Origin of the sequence: Dorea sp. AM10-31 (genome assembly GCF_003435815.1) — a bacterium.
Lineage (GTDB): Bacteria > Bacillota > Clostridia > Lachnospirales > Lachnospiraceae > Dorea_D > Dorea_D hominis.
Genome location: NZ_QTUV01000006.1, coordinates 1 through 22,865, shown reverse-complemented (window position 1 = coordinate 22,865; position 22,865 = coordinate 1). Strand labels below are relative to the sequence as shown.

The window sequence follows — 22,865 nt, the reverse complement described above, 5'->3', positions numbered from 1 at the left end:
ACTATGGAGGATTCTTTATGCGAAAACTTGTAATTTATCTTTCGAGTTATAAAAAAGAGAGCTTTCTGGCTCCCTTTTTCAAACTTCTGGAAGTCGTTTTCGATCTGATCGTACCACTGGTTGTGGCACGGATCATCGACGTGGGCATTGTGAACAATGACCGTATTTACATTTTACAGCAATTTCTTATCCTGCTCCTGATGGCAGCGATCGGACTTGCCTGCAGCTTTACGGCACAATTTTACGCCGCAAGAGCCAGCGTAGGCTTTGCTACAAAAGTAAGACAGGCTCTGTTCGACCATATTCAGACGCTTTCCTTTACAGAGCTGGATACACTTGGTACAGACACGCTGATCACAAGGATCACCGATGATGTAAACCAGGTACAGAACGGTCTGAATCTTGGGCTTCGTCTTCTTCTTAGAAGTCCTTTTATTGTAATCGGTGCAATGGTTATGGCATTTATGATCAATGTGCGCTGTGCCCTGATCTTTGTTCTGGCGATCCCAATTTTATTTGTCGTCGTATTTTCAATCATGCTTGTCAGCATCCCGCTTTTCAAAAAAGTACAGGGACACTTAGATCATGTAACCGGGCTTACGCGCGAGAATTTAACCGGTGTACGTGTTATCCGGGCTTTCTCCCAGGAAGAAAGCTCTGTCCGCGACTTTGACAGTGCCAACCTCGCTCTGACAAAATTAAATGAATTTGTCGGACGTATTTCTGCATTGTTAAATCCACTGACTTATCTGTTGATCAATATGGCAACGGTCTTTCTGATCTACAAAGCCGGAATTGAAGTAAATCTTGGAAATTTAAAGCAGGGACAGGTCGTTGCCCTTTATAACTACATGGCTCAGATTATTGTGGAGCTCATCAAACTGGCTTCCCTCATTATCACTCTGAATAAATCCATGGCATGCGCAGATCGTGTAGCTTCTGTCTTCAACCTTTCTTCTTCCATGACTTATCCGGAAGAAACAAAAGCGGACAATGACAATACCGACACAGCCGTTGCTTTTGAGCATGTCAGCTTTACTTATGAGGGCGCAGGTGCCGCCAGCCTGAGTGACGTTTCATTTTCTGTAAAGAGGGGACAAACCGTCGGCATTATCGGCAGTACCGGAAGTGGTAAGTCCACACTAGTAAATCTGATCGCCAGATTCTACGATGCAACTGCCGGTTCAGTTTTTTTAAATGGAAAAAACATAAAAGATTACAGCCGCAATGATCTCTGCGACAGAATCGGCGTTGTTCCGCAGAAATCCGTTCTGTTCAAAGGCACCATCCGCGATAATCTCCACTGGGGCAATCCGGATGCAACAGATGCGGAGCTCTGGAATGCACTGGATGTTGCACAGGCAAGAGATGTTGTAGAAGCAAAAGAAGGTTGTCTTAATTTTGATATTGCACAGAACGGACGTAACCTCTCCGGCGGACAACGTCAGCGTCTGACGATCGCCCGTGCACTTGTCAAACATCCGGAGCTTCTAATTCTGGACGACAGTGCCAGCGCACTTGATTTTGCCACAGACGCAGCACTTCGAAAAGCACTGCATAATTACTGCAAAGGAACAACAACTTTCCTTGTTTCCCAGCGTGCAGCCAGCATCCGTCAGGCAAATCTCATCCTTGTACTGGATGATGGATCTCTTGTCGGTACCGGAACTCATGATGACTTATTAGAACATTGCAGTATTTATCAGGAAATCTATTATTCGCAATTTCCGGAAGAACGCAATAAAGGAAGAAAGGAGGCAAACGTATGAACCCGAACAAAAACAGCTCCAACCAGAAAAGCTTAACAACTCTCTGGAAAGTATTACGTTTTATCGGAAGATACCGCTTCCTTCTGATTCTGTCTATCCTGTTTGCCTGCATCACTGTCGTCATGCAGTTATATGTGCCAATCCTGTTCGGAGATGCGATTGACCAGATCATCGCGGAGCATCAGGTACATTTCCATAAAATGATATATTTCCTCGGTCGCATAACAACTCTGGTTATCCTTTCCAGTATCATTACCTGGTTTATGAATATGATCAATAACCAGCTAACTTACCGTACCGTACAGGATATCCGTTCAAAAGCGATCCGGCAGATTCAGCGTCTGCCACTTTCTTATCTGGACGGACACAGTACCGGAGACATTGTAAGCCGTGTCATTGCAGACACAGACATATTATCTGATGGTCTGCTTCTTGGCTTCACTCAGTTGTTTTCCGGAATTGTAACAATTATTGTAACTTTACTTTTCATGTTATCCAAAAATATCTGGATTACTTTACTTGTCATCGTATTGACACCGTTTAGTTTCTTTGTTGCGAAATTTATTTCTTCTCGTTCTTATGAGATGTTCCACAAGCAAAGTACTACACGTGGAAAGCAGACAGCTCTTATTGAAGAAATGATTGGAAACCAGAAAATCGTACATGCTTTTGGATATGAAACCACAGCATCTACACGCTTTGATGAGATCAATCAGGCTCTGAAAGAATACAGCCAGAAAGCTGTCTTTTACAGCAGTCTGACAAATCCGTCCACACGTTTTGTCAACAACATCATTTACGCAGGTGTAGCGCTTCTAGGTGCCTTCCTTGTTCCTTATGGAATGTTGACCGTCGGCGGGCTGTCCGTTATGCTCTCCTATGCAAACCAGTATATGAAACCATTTAACGATATCAGTTCCGTCATTACAGAGCTGCAGAATGCGCTTGCATGTGCTTCCCACATTTTTGAGCTTCTGGAAGCAGAGCCGGAATCTGCGGATTCAGCAAATGAGCTGACAGATATAAAAGGAGAAGTGACCATTGATAACGTATCCTTCAGTTATGATCCGTCAAAAAAGTTGATCCGTGATTTTAATTTAAACGTAACACCGGGTATGCGTATAGCGATCGTTGGTCCTACAGGCTGCGGAAAAACAACACTTATTAACCTGCTTATGCGGTTCTATGATGTTCAGAGCGGTTCTATTTCCATTGATGAACAGAACATTCAAGAGATTTCCCGCCATTCTCTGAGACATAGTTTTGGTATGGTTCTTCAGGATACATGGATTAAATCCGGGACTGTCCGCGAGAATATCTGTATCGGAAAGCCTGACGCAACAGATGAGGAAATTCTCGAAGCTGCTAAACGATCCCACAGTCTTGGATTCATCCGTCGTCTGACGGATGGGCTGGATACGATGCTCCACGAAGACAGCTTAAGCCAGGGACAAAGGCAGCTCCTTTGCATTACGCGTGTCATGCTCTGTCTGCCGTCTATGCTGATTCTTGATGAGGCAACTTCAAGTATCGACACACGTACAGAAGTGCAGATTCAGGAAGCGTTTGACAGACTCATGCAAGGACGTACCAGTTTCATCGTTGCACACCGTCTCTCAACGATCCGAAGCGCCGATCTCATCCTTGTGATGAAAGACGGAAAAGTAATCGAACAGGGAACACACGATGCACTGATGCACGCCGGCGGTTTCTACAAAGACTTATACAACAGCCAGTTTGCAAAGGTAACCGAATAATTATAACAATAAACCCTACTGAACCTGCCACTGGCTGATTTCTATAAATATTATAGCGATGCAAAAAGCAGATTCTGTATGAATGCTCTTCATACGGAATCTGCTTTTTATAACTGATTATTTATTCTGTTTTCTATATACTCTTTTTGTATACATTCTGCCTGAATTCTGCAATCTAATAATCTTATACGTCATATACTCCCATGATCACAATACCGATTGCGACAAACAGGATCATCAAATAATGCTTCCATGAAAGCTTCTCCTTTAAGAAGATACGGCTCCACAAAACCGACACAACGCAATAAGATGAGATCATCGGCGCGCTCATTGTAAGATGCTTACTGTCTGCAATTGCAAAAATGTAAGCAAACTGTCCTGCTGTTTCACAAATAGCTCCTGTATACTTTGGAACTTCTAATTTCAATGTAAAATGATCTTTCTTGATCACAATCACATAAATGAAGCAGACAATAGCTGCGATGAAGAATGTCAGCTCATATGCTACATTTGCACTGCTTTCATTCAGTGTCTCAAGAACACGGTTATCTGCATATGTCCCTGCTGCATCCAAAAGGCAATATGCAAGCGGCAGTGCCAGAGCCAGCCAACTCTTTGCATATTGATAATTTCCTGCTTCCTGACGCTTCTTGCGAAGCTCATCATCCTCTTTGGACTCAACAACACCCAGGCCGATTACTCCGACGCATACAAGAATAACTGCAATCAGTATTGCCTTATGCTCTGTATCAAACTGTCCGGTTACCAGCGTTGTTACTGCTACAAGTGCGCCGGATGCATTACAGATTGGTGAAGAGATGGACAATTCAATGTACTGCAGTCCCAGATATCCCAGTGTCATAGAACCGATATATAATAAAGATACCGGTAAATATGTCCAGATTACATGAAGGTTAATCTCTACTCCCTGAACAAATATCTCAATCGCCGCATGGATACCCATAACTACACCAACAGCAATTACCATTTTTAAATGATTGTACCTTTCATTACCATTACGGCAGCCAATCTTCGAAAAAAGATCTGAGCCACTCCAGCAAAGAAGCGCAATCAATGCAAGCCAAAACCACATTTTTTATTTCTCCTCTATTCTTTAGTTTTTCTCTGTATCTTCAGTCTTAGCTCCATCAAGGCTTTCCAGGCTGGAGAAAAATAATTCATAGAAGTCATCTTCTGCTGTCAGCATCGGGGAATTCTCACCACCGCCATTCGTGCTGCGTTTCATTGCCGCGTGAAATTCTTCACCACTGGCAATCAGCTCCATCTCATATAGCTCGTATCCCATCCCACGGCAAGTTCTGCAAAAAGCACTCACCGGATCGGATTCCAGGCGCGTCCCAAGAAGCTGTTTTCGCAAATCCGGATCCTTCCCTGCCCTTATCTGCAATTCATCCAGAATCTCCACCACGTTTCTCATATTTCTCACTCCTGCTTTTTCTTTTGTGGACTTCACATGACTAAATTGATACATGAATCAGCCACCATGATACCAAAAGTAGGAATACCTTGTCAAATAATTTGAATGTCTTTTATCTATTTTCAGGCTTTTCTGCTTTGTTTACCTATCAATAATGCCGCCATCGGCATCACAATAACGCATGCAATCGCACCAAATATCATAGATACACAATTCTGAAACAGTATTTTTGAATTCAATAATGTTTCCAGCGTATAATTCCGCATCTTCAAATACGAAAATAGCAATAAAGATTCTCCAAGATAAGCAAATAGTAATGTATTCACTGTTGTTCCGATTACTTCTCTTCCAATCTGTATTCCACTTTCTATAATTTCCACAATACTCATATCCGGTTTATGAATGCTGATTTCATATACAGAAGTTGTCACAGTAAGCGCCATATCAAGCACAGCTCCTAATGTACTGAGTATAATCACAGCTATTGCAACATTACGCATATTGATATCAAGGTCCATATTATAATACAACACATCCTCTTCCGCCGCCTGAATCTCATTCAGCCCTCCTGTTTCGCTGCTCCATACTATTATATAGATAAAAACAAATAGAACTGTCATTGTCAGTAATGTTGCTATAAATGCACTCTTTGTCTTGACATTTGTGCCATTTTGATAAAATAACGTTATGCAGGAAATAATGACAGCTGCTCCGACTGTAACCAGAAGCACCGGTGCACCCGCGGCCATGAGCCAGATTGCCAAACTTAGAAACAGCATATTTCCACACAATGAAATAATGGATACAACCCCTCTGTCTCCACCAATAACGACAATCAAGAACAGTAACAGCAAACCAAGTATTATCAACATCTCTTCTTCACCTTCCTCACTGTTAATTTCATCATCACAGATGTGATCAGAATGGATACAGGTATTGCCAATACAATTCCAATACTCTCTACAAAGAATCTACATAATTCGCAAGGTATATGCAATCTGATAATCGTCATAAGCCGAACACTGTTATTCATTCTGATCAGACACATCGGAATCAAACCACATCCAAATACAAAAAGCAACACATTAATCATTGTTCCCATAATGTCATATCCAATCTCTCTTCCGGACCGAAACAACTCCCGGAATGTAACTTCCGGCTTCTTCGTAACAAGTTCACTCAGCGCCGCTGCAATTGCCACTGCAACGTCCATAATCGCTCCAAGTCCAGACAACAAAATCTCCGCATGAAAAATCTTGTCTGGAGTATCAATGCTTCCCAAATATTCCATCGTAGAATAATCTAACTCATCAACATGACGAATCACAACGTCAAATACTCCCATGATCATCGCCAGTACGAGCAATGTTGACACTAGTGCTGCCCATGTTTTTCTATGGATTCCGTTTAAACCAACCAATGTAAAAACTGCAAAGAAAATTACCATTTTATTACAGATTGCTACCACGTCTGCCTCATCACTACTACTTAGAAATCCGATCGAAAATATTATGATGTTGATTCCCACCGTCACGATAGTGAGTATGCCTTTCTTTCCCGCAATGGTCATCAATATAAATATCAAAAGCCCCAATAATATGACAAGTTCAGCATCCCTTTTCTTTCCTTGAATACCGGAACCCACATTACTGTAAGATCCACTCAACAGTACTTTATCGCCTTTGTGATATTTCTGTTTCAACATTCCTGTATCTGTGTATTCATTGGAAAAGTCAACAACTTCTCCTTTATTTTTCCCATTCAGCACGACACCCCGAATCTTTTGCTTATATTTGATCTCATGTGTTCCACGGGTGCTCTTATTCTCTCCCACCTTGCTTGTCTCAACTTTTGTCAGTTTTGCAATCGGCGTCTGATACAACCAGGCATCATTCATAACAAATATAACCATAATCAGATATATCATTCCGAATATTCCATATAGCTTTGCTCTTTTACTTTTCTTTATGTATTCTTTTATTTTCTTTGCAATCAGTTTCATTTTTTTCTTTTCTTTTCTCATTTTATCTGTAATTTTGAATTTACAAGATGACCATACAACATATCATCTTCGGATTCTTTATATGTTTCGAATGTACCAGTTACCTCTATCTCTGTCTCATCTTTGGGGGTATTCATCCTGACTATTTCTTTCCTGTTCGGAAAATCTTTTTGTATAGCTGTCTGCATATCGGAACCTCCTACTGCAAAGCTTCTTTCAGTGCACCGTCTACCCATGCATCAGACTCTCCTCCTACATAGATGAACAGATCACAATCTGATACTTTTGCAAGATCTGCTGTTGTCGGTTGATAGCTGTGTAAATCCACACCATTATCAAGGAACATGGTCAGTTCCATGTTCTTGCTTTTTTATGAATAAAACCCTCCGTTATTTTGCATATTTTCTAAAAAAGCATACAAAAACAAGACGGTATCTTTTTATACCATCCTATTTTCCAGAAACGTTTTATTCAATCATTCATCCTGACCTTCTGGCTTACCAAGGAGAACGTAAGCAAAATCCAACAGTATGCCGGAAACAGAGAAACTACAGCTATTAACACAAAATTTCCTGTACAGTAACATGCTGTCCTTGTATAGATTTCAAATAATTAACTAACTCTGTCATCTGTTTTGTCTTGTATCTGGCTTTTGCCATTTCGATCTCTCCCCTTCAATTTGGAAATCGTTTTCATTCTATCACAGCATTTAATCTTGTCAATATAATTTGGAAATCATTTTCATTTTTCTTAGATTTCTTCTGGTACTTTGTTCGTTCCCATCAGTATCAAAACCATTTACATATAATACAGAATACTAAAAATTGCTCTTTCTTATAACACAAAAAGAATCTGAAAGTCTTAACTTTCAGATTCTTAAGGAGCAGGGGATGAGAGAATCGAACTCCCGCCAAAGGTTTTGGAGACCCCTATCATACCACTTGACCAATCCCCTATGTGCTTGTCTGTGTGATTGACACTAGACATTTATACCACAGATCAGCACTATATGTCAATACTTTTTCTAAATTTTTTCATTTAATTTTTATATCTCTTTATTTTAGAAGGCATGATTTCCTATCGCATAAATAAGGCGACAGAAAAATCTGCCGCCTTATAATTATATTCTGTATTATATTTATTTTGCCACTTCTGCACGTCCTATTCCGATATCCATCTTCTTGAATACACTGAGCAGGACTTTTCCAATTGCGAGTACAAGCACTGCTGCTGCAATCGCTTCCGGGATTCCGGATGCTGTTACGGTTCCCATGACAAGGCCCCATACTGCACTGACCGCAACATCTTTTGCTTCTGCATACTGCTTTGCAAACAAGAGATAAATACTTCCCATCACACAGATTGTATTCACCATTGATCCTGCAAATCCAACAATTGGAAGTGCAATAACTGCATTCATCTTAATCTTCTCAAACAAAATCCAGAGCCATCCTGCAGCTACTCCGATCAAAATTCTGCATCCTACAGATATCCAGATTGCCTTTACTGCACCAGTAAGTCCTGTTGTGCTCATAAATGGTGAGAACGCAAAGGATAACAATGTTGGAGCCATCGTGTTGCTGATCAGAGAGCAAATACCAAATACGCCGCCAAGAATTGCTCCTGCTGCCGGTCCAAGTAAAATCGCTCCGAGAATTACCGGGATGTGTACCGTTGTCGCCTTAATAATCGGAAGCTGGATCATCCCAAGCGGTGTGTTCGCCAGTACGATTACAATTGCTGCCATAAGTGCAACACTTACCATCCACTTTGTGTCGTGTTTCTTTGTTTTCATTATTCAATTCCTCCTTGTTATCATTCCTGCCTTGCAGGATACAATACAATTACGCTCGTTATTGTATCATCCCAGACACGATAGCACAAGGATTTTTTTGTATAATTTCACGTACTTTATAATTCTACAATCTTTGCTTTATGATAGATTTTCGGAAGGAATTTCTTTCATATTTTTTTCAGATAAATTTACTGTCGGAATCGTCGAAATTCGGATATGGATATCTTCTTTAAATTCTTTATTTAAACGAATCAGATTCTCTTTAATTCTCTGTTCTATGCAGGACTTCAGAATCTTCTGTGCAAAATCTGCCTATAAAAGCACTTCTCCACCACTGATTGTCATACCACCGCCAGAATGAAAGAAGAGAATCGTCATCTTTGCAATTATTTTAACAATCGTTTTCGCTAAATGTTATAAATTATTTAGCGTTTAGTATAAGTTTGTCTTTCATATTATGAAGCATTTCATACCACAGGGAAGTCATCCACTTGCAAGATTCTGAAAAAAACGATATAGTGAACATTAGAATACTAGAAAATATCAGAATAGAAAGAGGTTTTTTTATGAACTTAAAAGATAAACATGTCTTGCTTGGCGTAACAGGTGGCATTGCCGCATACAAAACTGCAACTCTTGCAAGCAGTCTTGTAAAAAACGGCGCAGATGTCCATGTGATCATGACTGAAAATGCAACAAATTTTATTACACCTGTCACATTTGAAACTCTGACCGGGCACAAATGTATCATTGATACTTTCGACCGCAATTTTGAATTTAAAGTAGAACACATATCTCTTGCACAGATGGCAGATGTCATCATGGTTGCCCCTGCAACTGCAAACGTCATTGCAAAACTGGCACACGGTCTTGCTGATAATATGCTGACAACAACGATTCTCGCAAGCAAAGCGCCAAAACTGATTGTTCCGGCAATGAATACCGCCATGTATGAGAATCCAATCACACAGGATAATCTGAAACGCCTGCAGTCTTATGGAATGGAAGTCATCACACCGGCAAGCGGACGTCTCGCCTGTGGTGACACCGGCGTCGGAAAAATGCCGGAACCGGATACTTTGCTTCAATATATTTACAGAACATGTGCATGCGAAAAAGATATGACAGGCATGAAAGTACTGATCACAGCCGGACCTACCCAGGAGGCAATTGATCCAGTCCGTTATATTACCAATCATTCTTCCGGGAAAATGGGCTATAATCTTGCCAGAGCCTGTATGCTACGTGGTGCGGATGTCACTCTCGTAACCGGAAAAACATCCCTGACTCCTCCGCTTTTTGTTGAAACGATTCCTGTCGTAACTGCATGTGATATGTACGAAGCAGTCACCGAGAGAAGTGCCGACATGGATCTCATCATCAAAGCTGCTGCTGTCGCTGATTACCGTCCTGCTATTGTTGCTTCTGAAAAGACAAAAAAAGCAGACGGACAGCTTTCTATTGAACTGGAACACACCGATGACATTTTAAAATACCTCGGCGATCACAAAAAACCGGGGCAGTTTTTATGTGGCTTTTCTATGGAAACGCAGAACATGATTGAAAATTCCAGAAAGAAACTGGATAAGAAACATTTAGATATGGTAATCGCTAACAACTTAAAAGAAGCCGGCGCCGGTTTTGAAACAGATACGAATATCGTGACAATCCTGACGAAAGATACCACTATAGAGCTTCCGATCATGAGCAAGGAAGAGGTTGCTTTTCATATTCTGGATCACATCCTTGTCTGTAAAGATGCAAAAAACAAAGTTTAGATATAAATTACTCTATGTCCCTGGTTCATCTGCTGTTTTAGTTTTTCAGACGATGAATCGTCATTAAATTTAATCATAGCGATGAAACAAGGCGGTGCTATAGATGTCCAATTCTATACCACCGCCTTCTTATAATTCTTTACTTAATATAATACTCTCAGGTTCTTACTCACTTCATGCTTCCACAAACTGTCTCTGGCAGCATTACATCGCTTCTATATAAATCTCCCGCACTTCTTCTTTTGTAAATACTCTCGGGTGATTATTAATGCTTGCAAGAGATACCTTGAATGCATTCTCTGTCATCCAGTCTACATCTTCCATTTTTACACCTTCGTTGCCCAGAGATGTTTTAAGTTCCAGCGTTTCCAATAACTGCTCTAAAATATCAACCAGTTCATTTTCATCTTTCCCGCCGAGAAGTCTTGCAATTTCAGCAAATCTTTCCGGTGCTGCCGAAATACTCTTCTTATAAATAACCGGCGTCAGTGCCGCAAGTCCTCTTCCATGTGTAATATTTCTAAGCCCACTTGCCGGATGTTCCAGGCCATGAGGCGCTGCAACTCCTGCCTGATTGATCACCATTCCGCCATAAGTACTTGCAAGTGAAATCGCTCCCCACGCATCTTTATCTTCATAATTTTCATACGCTTTAACCAGATTTTCACCAATCAGCCGGATTCCTTCTTTTGCAAATATTTCCGTTACCGGCAAACATGCTTTGCTTAAATATGCTTCCATGCAATGGCAGAGTGCATCAAAGCCAACCGATGCCAGAACTTTCTTCGGCATTGTCATCATCAGTTCCGGATCAATAACAGATGCTTTGGCAATCACAGAATAATCCCGCAAAGACTTTTTGTCCTTCGTCTCATCATCTGTCAGCACTGCAAAACAGTTTCCTTCACTTCCGGTTCCGCAGGTCGTCGGTACAAGAATCAACGGCAGTGCTCCTTTACCAGTCTTTTTTCCATAAATATAATCAAATATTTTTCCTTCATTTACTGCTGCAAATGCAATGGATTTCGAACAGTCCATAATACTTCCACCGCCCAGGCCAAGTACTACTTCACAGCCATTTTTACGTGCAATCTGTGCTCCTTTTTCTGCCGTAGATGCAAGTGGGTTTGGTTCCACCTCATCAAACAGCAAATGCTCCAGGCCTTCTGCCTCCAGCAATTTTTCTACGCGATCCAGTAATCCGGAACGCTTTGTACTCCCACGTCCGGTTACGATCAACACTTTTTTTCCGTATTTTTTTACTTCTTTTCCAATGCACTCTGCTTTTCCTGCTCCGAAAATCAAATGTACCGGTAATTCATACTCAAATGCTTTCAGTTCCATATTCTCTCAACCTTTCTTATTTTAAATAAAAAAGCTACAGCATCTCTGCCATAGCTTCCTCGCTTCCAGTTAGTTTCATTCTATCTGTGTCTTTTCTGTTTGTCAACTGATTTTTGATAAACCAAGTTTCTTCTTTGTTTTTTCTGCAGTATTTTTCGTCATTATTCCATTCCTCCTGTCTCATCCAGATATTCTTTCAAAGCTGTCTTCCAATCTTGCGGTTCCTCGATACCTGTGAGACGGAGCATCATATTATCCAAAACGGAATAAGTCGGGCGTGCAGCGTCTTCCTTTACAACCGGATACAATTTCAGTTCTCCTGTCTTTCCTGTAAGACTCAGGATCGTTCTTGCAAACTCGTATCTGCTGCAGCTTCCCGGGCACACTACATGGTAAAGACCATACTCTTCATTATCAATAAAATGACGGCCTGCCTCCTGGTAAGCCGTCAAACACGTTGTTCTTCTACTTCTTTACAACTGTAAAGTCAAGATTTTTCTATAAAATTCTACTTCTCATCTATATTGAATCAACAAAAGAGCATATAATCTTTCGGTTGTTTTCATCTTTCTGATATAAAAATTCAGGATGCCACTGAACACCAACTACATATTTACGATCCGGCATATAAATGCTCTCGATCAAGCCGTCTTCTGAAATTGCCATTTGCTTAAATTGAGGCGATAATTTTTTAACTGCCTGATGATGGTAGCTGTTCACTTTCATTTGCTCTTTACCTAAAAGATCATAAAGCGGGGTATCTTTTTGTATTGTATTAAAATGTATCATTTCATTGTATGACGGTTGTATACGATGGTCGAGATCGCTATCATATTCCGACTTCAGGTCTTGATACAAAGTTCCCCCGTAACAGACATTCATTAGCTGTATACCACGGCAGACACCTAAAACAGAACGGTCTTTTTCGACTGCTTTCTTTAAAATATACTGTTCCATTTCATCTCGTGCCTCACACAAAGTTCCACACCATGGTTTTTGCTCCTCATTATAAATAGAAGGCGCCACATCCGGTCCTCCGGTTAATAAGAATCCACCGCATATTTCAAGGAAATAATCTAACTCATTATGGTTACTTGTCAAAGGAAGTACCATAGGTATCGCATTTTCTGCTTCCAACATTTCCAGATAATCCGGCTGTATCCAATAACATTTCTTTTCTCTATCATACAATGGCATAACACCAATTACTTTTCTCATCATTTTCTTCCTCTCAAATACATACTTTTACAGGCTTTGGTAAACGAACAGGCGATTCATTCCCTCCTGCCAGGGATACTCAAAAGCTGCTGTTTTATAATCACTCAATCTTGCCGTTTCCGTTGCAAATTGAATACCGACTTTTGAGGCATCAATTCCCAATATTTTATGTGTAGGCTGATACTGCAAATATTGAAATGAAATATCTCCGGTACCACAGCCAAAATCCAGTACATTCTTTGAAAATCTGATTCCACATTTCTGTTTCTCGCTCATATGCTTTGTCCAAAGTCATGCCATCCCCTTTTAGTCCTGCATATGTTGCATTGTTTCTAATAATTTAGCACTCTGTCAAAATCCTATGAAAAATCTCAAGCAACAAATCAAGTCATAAGCAATCAATCCAACTAATACAATACTGATCAATCCATTGATTATCACTATTGCTTTATTTTTTCTTGATATAATAAGACTGATAATGTTTAATGCTACCGCGAATCCACTTACAAATGGGTATATGAAAAACCCTGCAACCGGTGCCAGCCATATTAAACAGGCAATTATTTCAACAAATATCGAAACAATTGTCAACGCAATAGAAATTCTTTTTTGTTTTGTATTGCGAATCTCTTCTTCCATAGTTATCTTTCTCACTTCCAGTTCCGTCCATATATTATATCGTTTTATGAACGATTTTTCCACTATTTTTATGTATTACTTTTCTTGTTGTCTTATGATTTCTGATAATATCGACAGCAACTTATCCTTGTATCATTTTATCCATTTCAAACACATAGACTTCGGATTTTGACATCATTTCTTTCACTAAATAAAAAAGGATTTTATGCAGTTTCTGCTTATCTCAGCTCCTGCATAAAATCCAGAATTTCTTTTACATATTATATGTAGTACACATTATAGATTTTTAAAAACTCATAATCTGTTCTTCGTCAAGTCTTTTAAGAATTTCGCATGCCAGCTTAACAGCATTATCAAAGTCGGCATAAGCTGAAATTCCATAATGCGTATGTGCATAGCGAACCGGAACTCCGATAACGATAACCGGAACTGCTTTTTCGGTCAGATGTATAGCTGCACCATTGGTTGAACCAGCACTACGAACTGAATCCTGAACCGGAATACCAAGCTTTTCTGCCAAATCCAACGCATATCTTTGATAACGTGGATTCGTGATCATACGGGAATCAATGTGACGCAGCATCGGTCCGCGCTTAATAGCCGTCTGAACCATATACTGCTCAACGCAGGTATCATCTGCCGGGCAACCTTCAAAAACAATTGCGATATCCGGCTTAATTACCTGTGCTGTCACAGTGGCACCACGTACACCAACTTCTTCCTGTGCTGCGCAAGCACCAACAATATCCACATTCAGATCCTCACCGGCCAGGGTATGCATGGTCTTAAGAATTGCCGCACATCCCAGACGACAGTCAAAGCTCTTGCCCACCATCAGATCTGTGGTTTCTGAATATGTAAATGTCACATCCGGCACTACCGGTTCACCGATACGAATGCCGAACTTTTCAACCGCCTCTTCTTTAGAAACAGCGCCAACATCCACCGTGATATCTTTCATCTCAAGAGGCGCTTTACGCTCCTGCTCTGTCATGAAATGCGGAGGCTTGCTGGCAGTAAGACCCGGAATATATTCTCCGAATCGGTTGCGAACCAGGACTTTATGAGCCGGAATATTGTGGTTAACCCATCCTCCGACCTGAATAATGCGAAGTGTTCCGTTCGGGCAGATAGCCTGCACCATAAAACCAACCTCATCACTATGTGCGTCAAGCTGAACAACCGGACGTTTACCATTATTTTCTTTACGGCGGATATATAGATTGCGCATGCGATCTTCTTTAATTTCTCCAAGTCCTTCTGCGTAAGGACGAATCGCTGCAACCACTTCATCTTCGAAACCGGATGTACCGTTTGCATTTGAAATTGCTGCAATCATTTCCAGCGTCGTTTTTTTATCCATTTTAATACCCCTTTATGAAAGTTCTACTTTCTTGAATTCTTCCATGAAATCAACAATATAGTTTGCTGTAGTCTCAAGCATCTCCTTGCCCCACTCTTCTGTGGCGGTACTCGGATGATCCGGTCCGATCCAGCCGCTGTCTGTTACATGTGGAGTATTACGTATAATATCAACGCTAACTCCCTTGAACTCAACAGAACGGAAACCGGTTGTCTTCAGATTATCAGACAGGTGCTTAAACTTAAGCTCCCCACCTATCTCACTCTTATCAACTAAAGACGGATCGATTCCAAGAATTGCAGCTGTTTCTTCACCACCGCCGTGGCCGCCTTTCCACGCTGGGTTCATATCCCATGCCATCAGCCACCAGTTAAGCATAGCAACCAGACAGCCCTTATCTTCAAATTCCATGCCAAGGCGCTCAATCATCTTAATGTTTCCGCCGTGTCCGTTCAGGAAAACGAATTTTCTTGCGCCGTGACGATACAGACTCAGGAAAATCTGACGGCAAAACTGATAGAGTACCTCGCCGTCAATATCAATTGTGCCCGGATACGGAGCTAAACTCTGACAGGAACCGTATGGAATAGTCGGAGCAATCAAAACATCACTCTTCTTCTCAATTTTCTCCAACAAATGATCCGGAATCAGTGTATCGGTTCCAAGTGGCATGTGACGACCGTGACACTCAATACTTCCAATAGAAATAAGTACCATATCATTTTTTTCAAAATATTCTTGGGCTTTCGGCCAAGTCAAATCTGTAAGTCTCATAGTTTTTTTCCTTTCACATATAATAATTATTCTCTTCTGAAAATCGGACTATCCGGAAACCGGACAGTCCGACATCCGTTCGTTACTGTGCTACTTTAACTTTATCCAGGCTGTAGTGTCCATCATTATCCTCATTTCGTAATATCTGAACAGATACGCCTATAATTTTCGAGCCGCTCTTGATAAAATAAGTATAGTTTAGGCAAATAGGATTGTCAACAATTTCGAATTGATGTTAACAACAAAAAAATGTCAGTATTTTTGTTGATTTTCACCATATTTTTTTCTCTAAACAGTGTTTTTAAAACTTTTTACAACTGCATAACATGCTTTTTTATGCTTTTGTACCAATTTTTCAAAACAATAATTGTTAATAATGTTATTGTGTGACTTTTCATGTATTTTTTTGTAAAAAAATAATACTTTCGCTTTTGTTAACAATCCACTATAATTGTAATTAGTTTTTAGATAACGGACAAAAGACACCCGTATAACTTTTTTATTAGTAAGGAGGAAACAAAACATGCGAAAAATTGGCGGTTTATTCAACTATGAACCAAGCAAACCTATCGAAAACGGATACTTTTCACGTATCTGCTCACCTAATGATGATCTGGCATTTACCATGTCCGGACGATGCGGTATCTATTATTGTTTACAGGATATTGCACTGCACGATACGCGTAAAGTAGCATATGTGCCTTTGTATACCTGTGAGACAGTCCTTGCTCCTTTTGAGAAAGCCGGATATCAGCTGAAATTTTATGAGCTGGACCAGGATTTGCACAGTATTTTCGATACTTCGGTTATCGATGAAATCAGTGTTTTATCTCTTTGCGGCTACTATGGCTTCTGCAACTATGATCACGACTTTGTTAAAGCCTGCAAAGAAAAAGGAGTTGTAATTTTTGAAGATGTAACTCATTCCATGCTCTCAGCTGACGGTATCGATCCTCTCTGTGATTATTTTGCCGGAAGCTTCCGAAAATGGATGGGGGTTGATTGCGGTGGATTCGCCGTTAAACGAAACGGAACCTTTGAAACTCCTCTTCTGCCAGTAGAAGCAACACATCTTAAACAGCGAAAAGAATACTACGAGACAGGAGACGGCGATGTTTTCTGGGAAGGCGAGCTGCGACTTCGTCAGATATTTGACAGCTTTGCCGGAGATGATAATTCAGAATATCTCCTTCGCCATGCTGACTTTGATTCCATTTGCAAGACAAGACGTGAAAACTACGCTGCACTTTTAGACGCTCTTACCGCACCTCTTCATGGTGTGCAAGTAGTCTTTCCTGAACTTCCAGAGGCTACTGTTCCAAGCCATTTCTGCCTATATGCCGAAAATCGTGAGAGATTTCAGCAATACCTGACAGATCACCAGATTCGCTCGACTGTCTACTGGCCAGTGGGACCGCTGGTTCATCCACTGCCAGATTCATCAGAACAATACATTTATGACCATATTGTATCCGTTCCTTGCGATCAACGCTTCACACCTTCTGATATGCAGTATGTTGCGCAAGTTTTAATGGATTATTCTGAAAATTAGATGAGGTAAATATGCAGGAACAACGAAAAGCATCAAACACAACTACATCAGAAATTGTTCTTGAATCTCTGCGGGAGCAGATTATTAACGGAACCCTTCAGCCTCAGGAAAAACTGGTAGAGGCTGAAATTGCCCAGAAATTCGGACTCAGCCGAGGTCCTGTGCGCGAAGCACTTCGACAGCTTGCCGTCGAAGGTTTAGTCGATTACTGTCCTAACAAAGGATGTACAGTCGCATTGCTTTCTCCACAAGATGCGTATGAAGTCTTCTTTTTACGTGGCAGCCTCGAAAAACTGGCAATTCAAAAAAGTAACTGTCGACTTAGTGATTATAGTCTCCTGATAATGGAAGCCAGCATTGAAGAATTTCGAAAGGCTGTTCTCGAAGGTAATACCATGAAGGCCGTTCACGCAGATGAGATATTTCACCAACAGATCATTCGCTCTGCTCAGCTTGATCGATTGACCAAAATGTGGGAGCTTCTAAGCCCCCTGAATGGTGCCATGTTTCTCTCGGTTCAAAATGCTAATCACTTTGGACAGTTAAACGGAGATGCTGAAACGCTTCAGAATGCTAAATGCTTAGAACCAAACACTCCGGATTCACGCACCTCTCATAACGGAGGTGCTGCAGTATGGACACACCAAAGCCTGTTGGAAGCCATCCGAAGTAACGACCTCCAGGCAACCTGTGCTCTTCTGGATCAGCATTATGAAGAAACCGGCAGACGTGTATACAGACTTTCACTCATGAAAGAACAGAGCTTTTAATTCGTTTCATTAACATTCAAGAGGGCCTGGAATTATTCCAGACCCTCTTGAACTTTGATTATCCTTTACAGCTGTGAAGTCAAGATTTTTCAATTGTGAAATAGTTTTTATAATAATGTAAACTTAGTTACATCTTCATGTGGATTTACTTTTGCCAAACCAATCTCTCCAAATCGTGCTGTAAATGGTATGAATTTTTCCTGCATCGTCTGAAATGCCTTCTGCATCTGCACTTTATCCAATGTTTTTCCAAGAGTTATATGTGGCAGCCATGAAAAAGGCTTATAATATTCACTCAACGTTGTCTCGGGAATATCACAAAATGCTTTATATATTTCCCCAGACAGATCAAACAGCTTCTGATTCATCACAGGCGTTGCATACAGTACATACGGAAACAGCTGTCCAATCGAAACAACCTTCATGTTCCCTGCACACAATTTTCCATTCAAATCTTCAAATGCCGGCTTCAAAACATTCACATTTCTCGCCTCAATCGAAGCAATTGTCATATGTGGCGGTACTTTATTCTCAATCATAAAATAATTGCCTGATTTTTCTGCAATTCTGTCTATATACCGCTGCAATATTTTATTTGTTTTCTCGTCAAAATAAATAGAAATAAGATACATGTGTTTTCCTTTAAACTATTTTTCATCACTTTATCGACTTTATTTGCTCCCATAGATTCATAGTTTCGAATCCATTGTTGGACAGATGCGAGACTTACATCAAGCATATCGGTAATTCACCGTTGGCTTTCTTTTCCATCCAGATATAGATTTACAGCATATCACACTAAAGTGCGATGGTTCTTTTTTACATATATTGAACAGGAGACTAATCATTAGTTGATCAGCCTCCTGTTTAAGAACGACACAATATCAAAAATTAGATACCCAGTATATTAGAGAGAAGTTTATCGATACTGACGAGTTTTACACTAAGAGTAAAGATCTCGCATGCCGTTTTCAATTCTTCTACTGTCGGATAAGACGGAGCAATACGGATATTGCTGTCTTTCGGATCTTTTCCATAAGGGAAAGTTGCACCGGCATTTGTCATGACCAGACCTGCTTCTTTTGCCTTGGCAACGATAGCTTTGGCACATCCTTCCATAGAATCAAAGGAAATGAAGTAACCGCCACGTGGAGCCATCCAGCTTCCGATTCCAAGACCGGATAATTCGCGGTCAAGAGAAGACAAAACCATGTCAAATTTTGGCCTAAGGATATCTGCATGGCGTTTCATATGCTGAACCATACCATGGATATCTTTAAAATATCTTGCATGTCTTAATTGGTTAAGCTTGTCATGACCGATTGTCTGGATACGCATCTGCTTACGGATGTCTTCGAGGTTTGCATCCGATGCGGCAATAGCACCGATACCGGAACCTGGAAAGCTGATCTTGGAAGTAGAAGAGAACTTGTAAACCATATCCGGGTTGCCCTCTTTCTTACACTCCATCAGAATCTCAAGCAGGTAATCCTGCTTATCTTCATATAAATGATGGATTCCGTATGCATTGTCCCAGAAAATACGGAAATCTTCAGCAGCCGGTTTTAATGCTGCAAAACGGTGTACTGTTACATCTGAATATGTGATACCCTGCGGGTTGGAGTATTTTGGTACACACCAGATACCCTTTACGGCAGGATCATTATTTACATATTTTTCAACAAGATCCATATCAGGACCGGTTGGAGTCATTGGGATATTGATCATTTCGATTCCAAAATATTCCGTGATAGCAAAATGTCTGTCGTATCCAGGAACCGGACAGAGGAATTTTACTTTATCAAGTTTGCACCATGGTGTACTGCCCATCACGCCATGTGTCATGGAACGTGCAATGGTATCATACATAATATTCAGGCTGGAATTACCAAAGATAACAATATTGTCTTTTGGTACTTCCATCATATCAGCAAGAAGCTGTTTGGCTTCTTTAATTCCATCCAAAACACCGTAGTTACGGCAATCAACTCCTTCTTCACAGACAAGATCAGATTCACTTGTCAGAACATCCATCATTTCCATGGAAAGATTTAACTGTTCGGTGGAAGGTTTTCCTCTGGACATGTCAAGATTTAATCCTTTTGCTTTGATTGCTTCAAATTGTGCGTCGAGATCGGATTTTATTTCTAATAACTCTTCTTTTGATAATTCTTTATATGGTATCATTGTCATGCCCTCCGTTATAATTTTTGTAGACTTTTATTATTTTACCATATTTTGACGTTTCGTCAATGCGTTCTTGCAAAAAATAAAAAGAAATATTGAATTTCCGTAGAAACAAAAAAGAAAATTGAAACATTTTCCACTCTGTTATTCAAAAAATGAAGTGAAAACGATATGATAAAGGTGTTGCGGAATATGTAGAAATAAATGAAAAGACTGTCAGGGGAAAAAAAACAGGAAAGTGATATGCTCCCTTCTAGGTAGACAAGTGAAATAATAAAAACTTGTCACTTAGGAGGGAGCATATTTTATGTCTAAAAGAAAAGTATCTGTTGAGGATAAGATAATATGCTGTAAATCTATATCTGGATGGAAAAGAAAGCCAACGGCGAATTGCCTATATGTTTGATGTAAGTCTCGCATCTGTCCAACAATGGATTCGAAACTATGAATCTATGGAAAGCGATTCACTGATAGAGGTACTCTCGTAAAAATGATTGAAGATTATATAGATTACTATAACAATAAACGCTTACAAAGGAATCTCGGAATTTTAACACCAATGAAAAAACACGAAATTTACTTGCAAGCTGCATAAAAACTGCCAGCAGATAAATTTCTACTGGCAGGAAAAATTTATATTTTTTCAATTGTCTACTTGACGGGGAGCAGCTTAGTGTACGACAGTCCTTTTCTCCGTCGTTATTTCATTTACCAGTCTGTATAAAGATCGATGTTTCCTCTTCCACTTCCAGTATCGTATACTTTACCAGGTCCCAGAGACGTTTGTACAACCGTTCCTTTCGGATAATCATCACTTGCTAAAACAATATAATTGCCTGAGTCACGAATCGTTCCGTCACTTGCAATATGACGTCCAGGAATGCCTAATCCACCGCCTGGAAGAACACGCTGGGAATAATATGTCTCTGTATGTCCATTGTACGTTATACGCCCCTTCTGCGGCGTCAGACCGCCAGATGGGATAATATAATTGCCATGATGAACTCCGGAACCGCCTGTCGTATTTCCTCCGGTATTACCGCTGTTATTAGACGAAGGTTTTTTATTGTGTTTTTTCGTGCTGGATTTCTTTGAAGTAGACTTCTTCGCAGTCTTTGTCTGCTGTGCCTGCTTCTTCTTAAGTTCTTCCTGTCTTGCCTGCTCCGCACGTGCGGCCTTAAGCTTCTTATTAAAATCATTCAGATCCGTCGATGTCGCATCTGCTTTGTTTTTTAACTGCTGTTCTTCGCTGTCCATCTGACTCTTGAGATCTGACAGTTCCTGTTGTTGTTTCTTCAAATCTTTTTCCTGCTTTTCGATTCCCTTACGCACCTTAACTATGTTCTCGAGCATGTTACGGTCATACTCTGTAACATTCTCTATGAAATCGGCTTTATTAAGGAAATCAGCCATACTGTCAGCTTTCAGAAGTAACGTAAGCATAGTAGAAGAACCATTCTCATACATATACTTAATACGAGTCTTCATGTTCTCATACTGCTTCTCTTCATTGTTATAAGAAATCTTCAATGATGCTTCCAGTCTGTACACTTCATTATCCGACTGATCGATCTTCTTCTGTGTAGCTGATATCTTATCACTGATCGCTACCAAATCCTGGTTCAGTCCATCCAACTGATTTTTAAGATTACTTGTCTTATTTGCAAGATTGTTAACTTCTGAAGCCTGTACCGGTATACTCGGTACGGCAGTCATTAATGCACATGCTAATGCAACTCCGCATCGAATATGTTGTTTTCTACTTCTTTTCATAAAATTCATCCTTTTAAAATCTCTTGTTATCGAACCAATTTATGTATTATAACCTATTTTCCCGAAAACTGCAAGTTTTACAGAATTCGGATGCGTTTACACTGAAGCTTTTTACTCTTCCAGATTCCACTTACATTTCCGCATGTCTATGTATCCATTTTTCTTGGAAATAACACCTACTTCTTCCAGAAGCTCTCTGCATATGCCAGCCCGGAGCTGTCCTTCCTGCATGTTTTACCACTCTGTGACACGGATAATCTCCGTAATCCCCCGCCTCGCTTAGCACTTTTCCAACCAGTCTTGCATTCTTTTCCCGTCCGATCAGGGCGGCGATCTGTCCATAGGATGCTACCTTTCCTTCCGGTATTTCTTCCACTACAGATAGGATCTCGTAAATCAGTGATTCAGCTAATATCTTTTTCATATCTTCATCAATACTCTCGTAATCTCCTTTCATTCTGTCTAAATCTTTCTTACATTTTAATATGATCAAGCATGCTCACAAATACGGATAAGTTGTTGATTTCTATAATTTCTTTCTATAACTTATCCCTATCATAGTTTGAGATTTGAATAGGAGATTTGTAATCGAGCAAATAATTTTCTCCTCTCCATAACAAAAAAAAGACCAACAATCGTTGATCTCCTTACTTTTATATACCTTCAAAACTGCATACAAGAAATTCTTCATCCTTTACCTATCACC

23 protein-coding genes, 1 tRNA gene and 2 pseudogenes are annotated in these 22,865 nt (G+C 40.3%); 7 read left to right on the top strand and 19 right to left on the bottom strand.

Features of this window, described 5'->3' with window-relative positions:
* Positions 1-17: 17 nt before the first annotated feature.
* Positions 18-1,769: an ABC transporter ATP-binding protein gene (locus DW125_RS09750; RefSeq protein ID WP_117538013.1), complete on the top strand. Its 1,752-nt coding sequence runs from the start codon at positions 18-20 to the stop codon at positions 1,767-1,769.
* Positions 1,766-3,526 (top strand): ABC transporter ATP-binding protein, encoded by a 1,761-nt coding sequence (locus DW125_RS09745; RefSeq protein ID WP_117538012.1) that lies wholly within the window; start codon positions 1,766-1,768, stop codon positions 3,524-3,526. Before DW125_RS09750 ends, DW125_RS09745 begins: the two co-directional genes overlap by 4 nt.
* 184 nt (positions 3,527-3,710) lie before the next feature.
* Here DW125_RS09745 and DW125_RS09740 read toward each other — a convergent pair whose 3' ends face one another.
* The 8 genes and pseudogenes from DW125_RS09740 to DW125_RS09705 all read right to left on the bottom strand — a co-directional run bounded on the left by DW125_RS09740 (position 3,711) and on the right by DW125_RS09705 (position 8,761).
* Entirely contained in the window at positions 3,711-4,619 is a 909-nt protein-coding gene (locus tag DW125_RS09740; protein ID WP_117538011.1) for an EamA family transporter, read from the bottom strand.
* Positions 4,620-4,640: 21 nt separating this feature from the next.
* On the bottom strand, positions 4,641-4,964 hold the full coding sequence (locus DW125_RS09735; RefSeq protein ID WP_021860027.1) for a hypothetical protein: 324 nt from the start codon (positions 4,962-4,964) through the stop codon (positions 4,641-4,643).
* A gap of 122 nt (positions 4,965-5,086) precedes the next feature.
* The gene (locus tag DW125_RS09730; RefSeq protein WP_021860028.1) at positions 5,087-5,836 is read right to left on the bottom strand and encodes a YibE/F family protein; all 750 of its coding nucleotides are present in this window, start codon (positions 5,834-5,836) and stop codon (positions 5,087-5,089) included.
* On the bottom strand, positions 5,830-6,966 hold the full coding sequence (locus DW125_RS09725; RefSeq protein WP_117538081.1) for a YibE/F family protein: 1,137 nt from the start codon (positions 6,964-6,966) through the stop codon (positions 5,830-5,832). The genes DW125_RS09730 and DW125_RS09725 overlap by 7 nt, the downstream gene beginning before the upstream one ends.
* Before the next feature lie 17 nt (positions 6,967-6,983).
* Positions 6,984-7,154, bottom strand: a complete 171-nt coding sequence (locus DW125_RS14030) for a hypothetical protein (protein ID WP_158549911.1) — start codon at positions 7,152-7,154, stop codon at positions 6,984-6,986.
* A 20-nt stretch (positions 7,155-7,174) separates the two neighbouring features.
* Positions 7,175-7,327 (bottom strand): annotated as a pseudogene (locus tag DW125_RS09720) (metal ABC transporter solute-binding protein, Zn/Mn family); the annotation flags it as partial.
* Positions 7,328-7,850: 523 nt separating this feature from the next.
* A tRNA-Trp gene (locus DW125_RS09710) sits at positions 7,851-7,921 on the bottom strand.
* A 183-nt stretch (positions 7,922-8,104) separates the two neighbouring features.
* The gene (locus DW125_RS09705) at positions 8,105-8,761 is read right to left on the bottom strand and encodes an ECF transporter S component (RefSeq protein ID WP_021860032.1); all 657 of its coding nucleotides are present in this window, start codon (positions 8,759-8,761) and stop codon (positions 8,105-8,107) included.
* Between the two features lie 566 nt (positions 8,762-9,327).
* Between DW125_RS09705 and coaBC the strand changes: the two genes are divergently transcribed.
* A complete protein-coding gene (coaBC, locus tag DW125_RS09700; RefSeq protein WP_117538010.1) occupies positions 9,328-10,539 on the top strand; it encodes a bifunctional phosphopantothenoylcysteine decarboxylase/phosphopantothenate--cysteine ligase CoaBC in 1,212 nt (403 codons plus the stop codon).
* 204 nt (positions 10,540-10,743) lie between these two features.
* On the opposite strand, the gene DW125_RS09695 is transcribed toward coaBC, so the two are convergent.
* From DW125_RS09695 to DW125_RS09660, 7 genes are all read right to left on the bottom strand, one after another.
* Entirely contained in the window at positions 10,744-11,883 is a 1,140-nt protein-coding gene (locus DW125_RS09695) for an iron-containing alcohol dehydrogenase (protein WP_117538009.1), read from the bottom strand.
* A gap of 161 nt (positions 11,884-12,044) precedes the next feature.
* Positions 12,045-12,335, bottom strand: a complete 291-nt coding sequence (locus tag DW125_RS09690; protein ID WP_117538008.1) for a sugar nucleotide-binding protein — start codon at positions 12,333-12,335, stop codon at positions 12,045-12,047.
* 67 nt (positions 12,336-12,402) lie between these two features.
* Positions 12,403-13,104 carry a gamma-glutamyl-gamma-aminobutyrate hydrolase family protein gene (locus DW125_RS09685; protein ID WP_242992960.1) on the bottom strand — a complete coding sequence of 234 codons (702 nt, stop codon included), beginning with the start codon at positions 13,102-13,104 and terminating at the stop codon, positions 12,403-12,405.
* A gap of 24 nt (positions 13,105-13,128) precedes the next feature.
* On the bottom strand, positions 13,129-13,377 hold the full coding sequence (locus DW125_RS09680; protein ID WP_117538006.1) for a class I SAM-dependent methyltransferase: 249 nt from the start codon (positions 13,375-13,377) through the stop codon (positions 13,129-13,131).
* Between the two features lie 75 nt (positions 13,378-13,452).
* Positions 13,453-13,740: a hypothetical protein gene (locus DW125_RS09675; protein WP_117538005.1), complete on the bottom strand. Its 288-nt coding sequence runs from the start codon at positions 13,738-13,740 to the stop codon at positions 13,453-13,455.
* A gap of 286 nt (positions 13,741-14,026) precedes the next feature.
* Positions 14,027-15,103, bottom strand: a complete 1,077-nt coding sequence (locus DW125_RS09665) for a M42 family metallopeptidase (protein WP_117538004.1) — start codon at positions 15,101-15,103, stop codon at positions 14,027-14,029.
* A 12-nt stretch (positions 15,104-15,115) separates the two neighbouring features.
* Positions 15,116-15,877, bottom strand: a complete 762-nt coding sequence (locus DW125_RS09660) for a creatininase family protein (RefSeq protein WP_117538003.1) — start codon at positions 15,875-15,877, stop codon at positions 15,116-15,118.
* 523 nt (positions 15,878-16,400) lie between these two features.
* Between DW125_RS09660 and DW125_RS09655 the strand changes: the two genes are divergently transcribed.
* Positions 16,401-17,429 carry a DegT/DnrJ/EryC1/StrS aminotransferase gene (locus DW125_RS09655; RefSeq protein WP_117538002.1) on the top strand — a complete coding sequence of 343 codons (1,029 nt, stop codon included), beginning with the start codon at positions 16,401-16,403 and terminating at the stop codon, positions 17,427-17,429.
* 11 nt (positions 17,430-17,440) lie between these two features.
* A complete protein-coding gene (locus DW125_RS09650) occupies positions 17,441-18,199 on the top strand; it encodes a GntR family transcriptional regulator (protein ID WP_117538001.1) in 759 nt (252 codons plus the stop codon).
* A gap of 107 nt (positions 18,200-18,306) precedes the next feature.
* Here DW125_RS09650 and DW125_RS09645 read toward each other — a convergent pair whose 3' ends face one another.
* Both DW125_RS09645 and DW125_RS09640 read right to left on the bottom strand, forming a co-directional pair.
* Positions 18,307-18,738: a 2'-5' RNA ligase family protein gene (locus tag DW125_RS09645; RefSeq protein WP_242992958.1), complete on the bottom strand. Its 432-nt coding sequence runs from the start codon at positions 18,736-18,738 to the stop codon at positions 18,307-18,309.
* A 352-nt stretch (positions 18,739-19,090) separates the two neighbouring features.
* Positions 19,091-20,386: an aminotransferase class I/II gene (locus tag DW125_RS09640; protein ID WP_021860044.1), complete on the bottom strand. Its 1,296-nt coding sequence runs from the start codon at positions 20,384-20,386 to the stop codon at positions 19,091-19,093.
* A 359-nt stretch (positions 20,387-20,745) separates the two neighbouring features.
* Between DW125_RS09640 and DW125_RS14595 the strand changes: the two are divergent.
* Positions 20,746-20,874 (top strand): annotated as a pseudogene (locus tag DW125_RS14595) (hypothetical protein); the annotation flags it as partial.
* Entirely contained in the window at positions 20,835-20,981 is a 147-nt protein-coding gene (locus DW125_RS14505) for an IS3 family transposase (RefSeq protein WP_226976841.1), read from the top strand. The pseudogene DW125_RS14595 and the gene DW125_RS14505, both read left to right, overlap by 40 nt.
* A gap of 113 nt (positions 20,982-21,094) precedes the next feature.
* On the opposite strand, the gene DW125_RS09630 is transcribed toward DW125_RS14505, so the two are convergent.
* Positions 21,095-22,159: a coiled-coil domain-containing protein gene (locus tag DW125_RS09630; RefSeq protein ID WP_117538080.1), complete on the bottom strand. Its 1,065-nt coding sequence runs from the start codon at positions 22,157-22,159 to the stop codon at positions 21,095-21,097.
* Positions 22,160-22,289: 130 nt separating this feature from the next.
* Positions 22,290-22,616, bottom strand: a complete 327-nt coding sequence (locus DW125_RS09625; RefSeq protein WP_330411870.1) for an MGMT family protein — start codon at positions 22,614-22,616, stop codon at positions 22,290-22,292.
* Positions 22,617-22,865 lie beyond the last annotated feature (249 nt).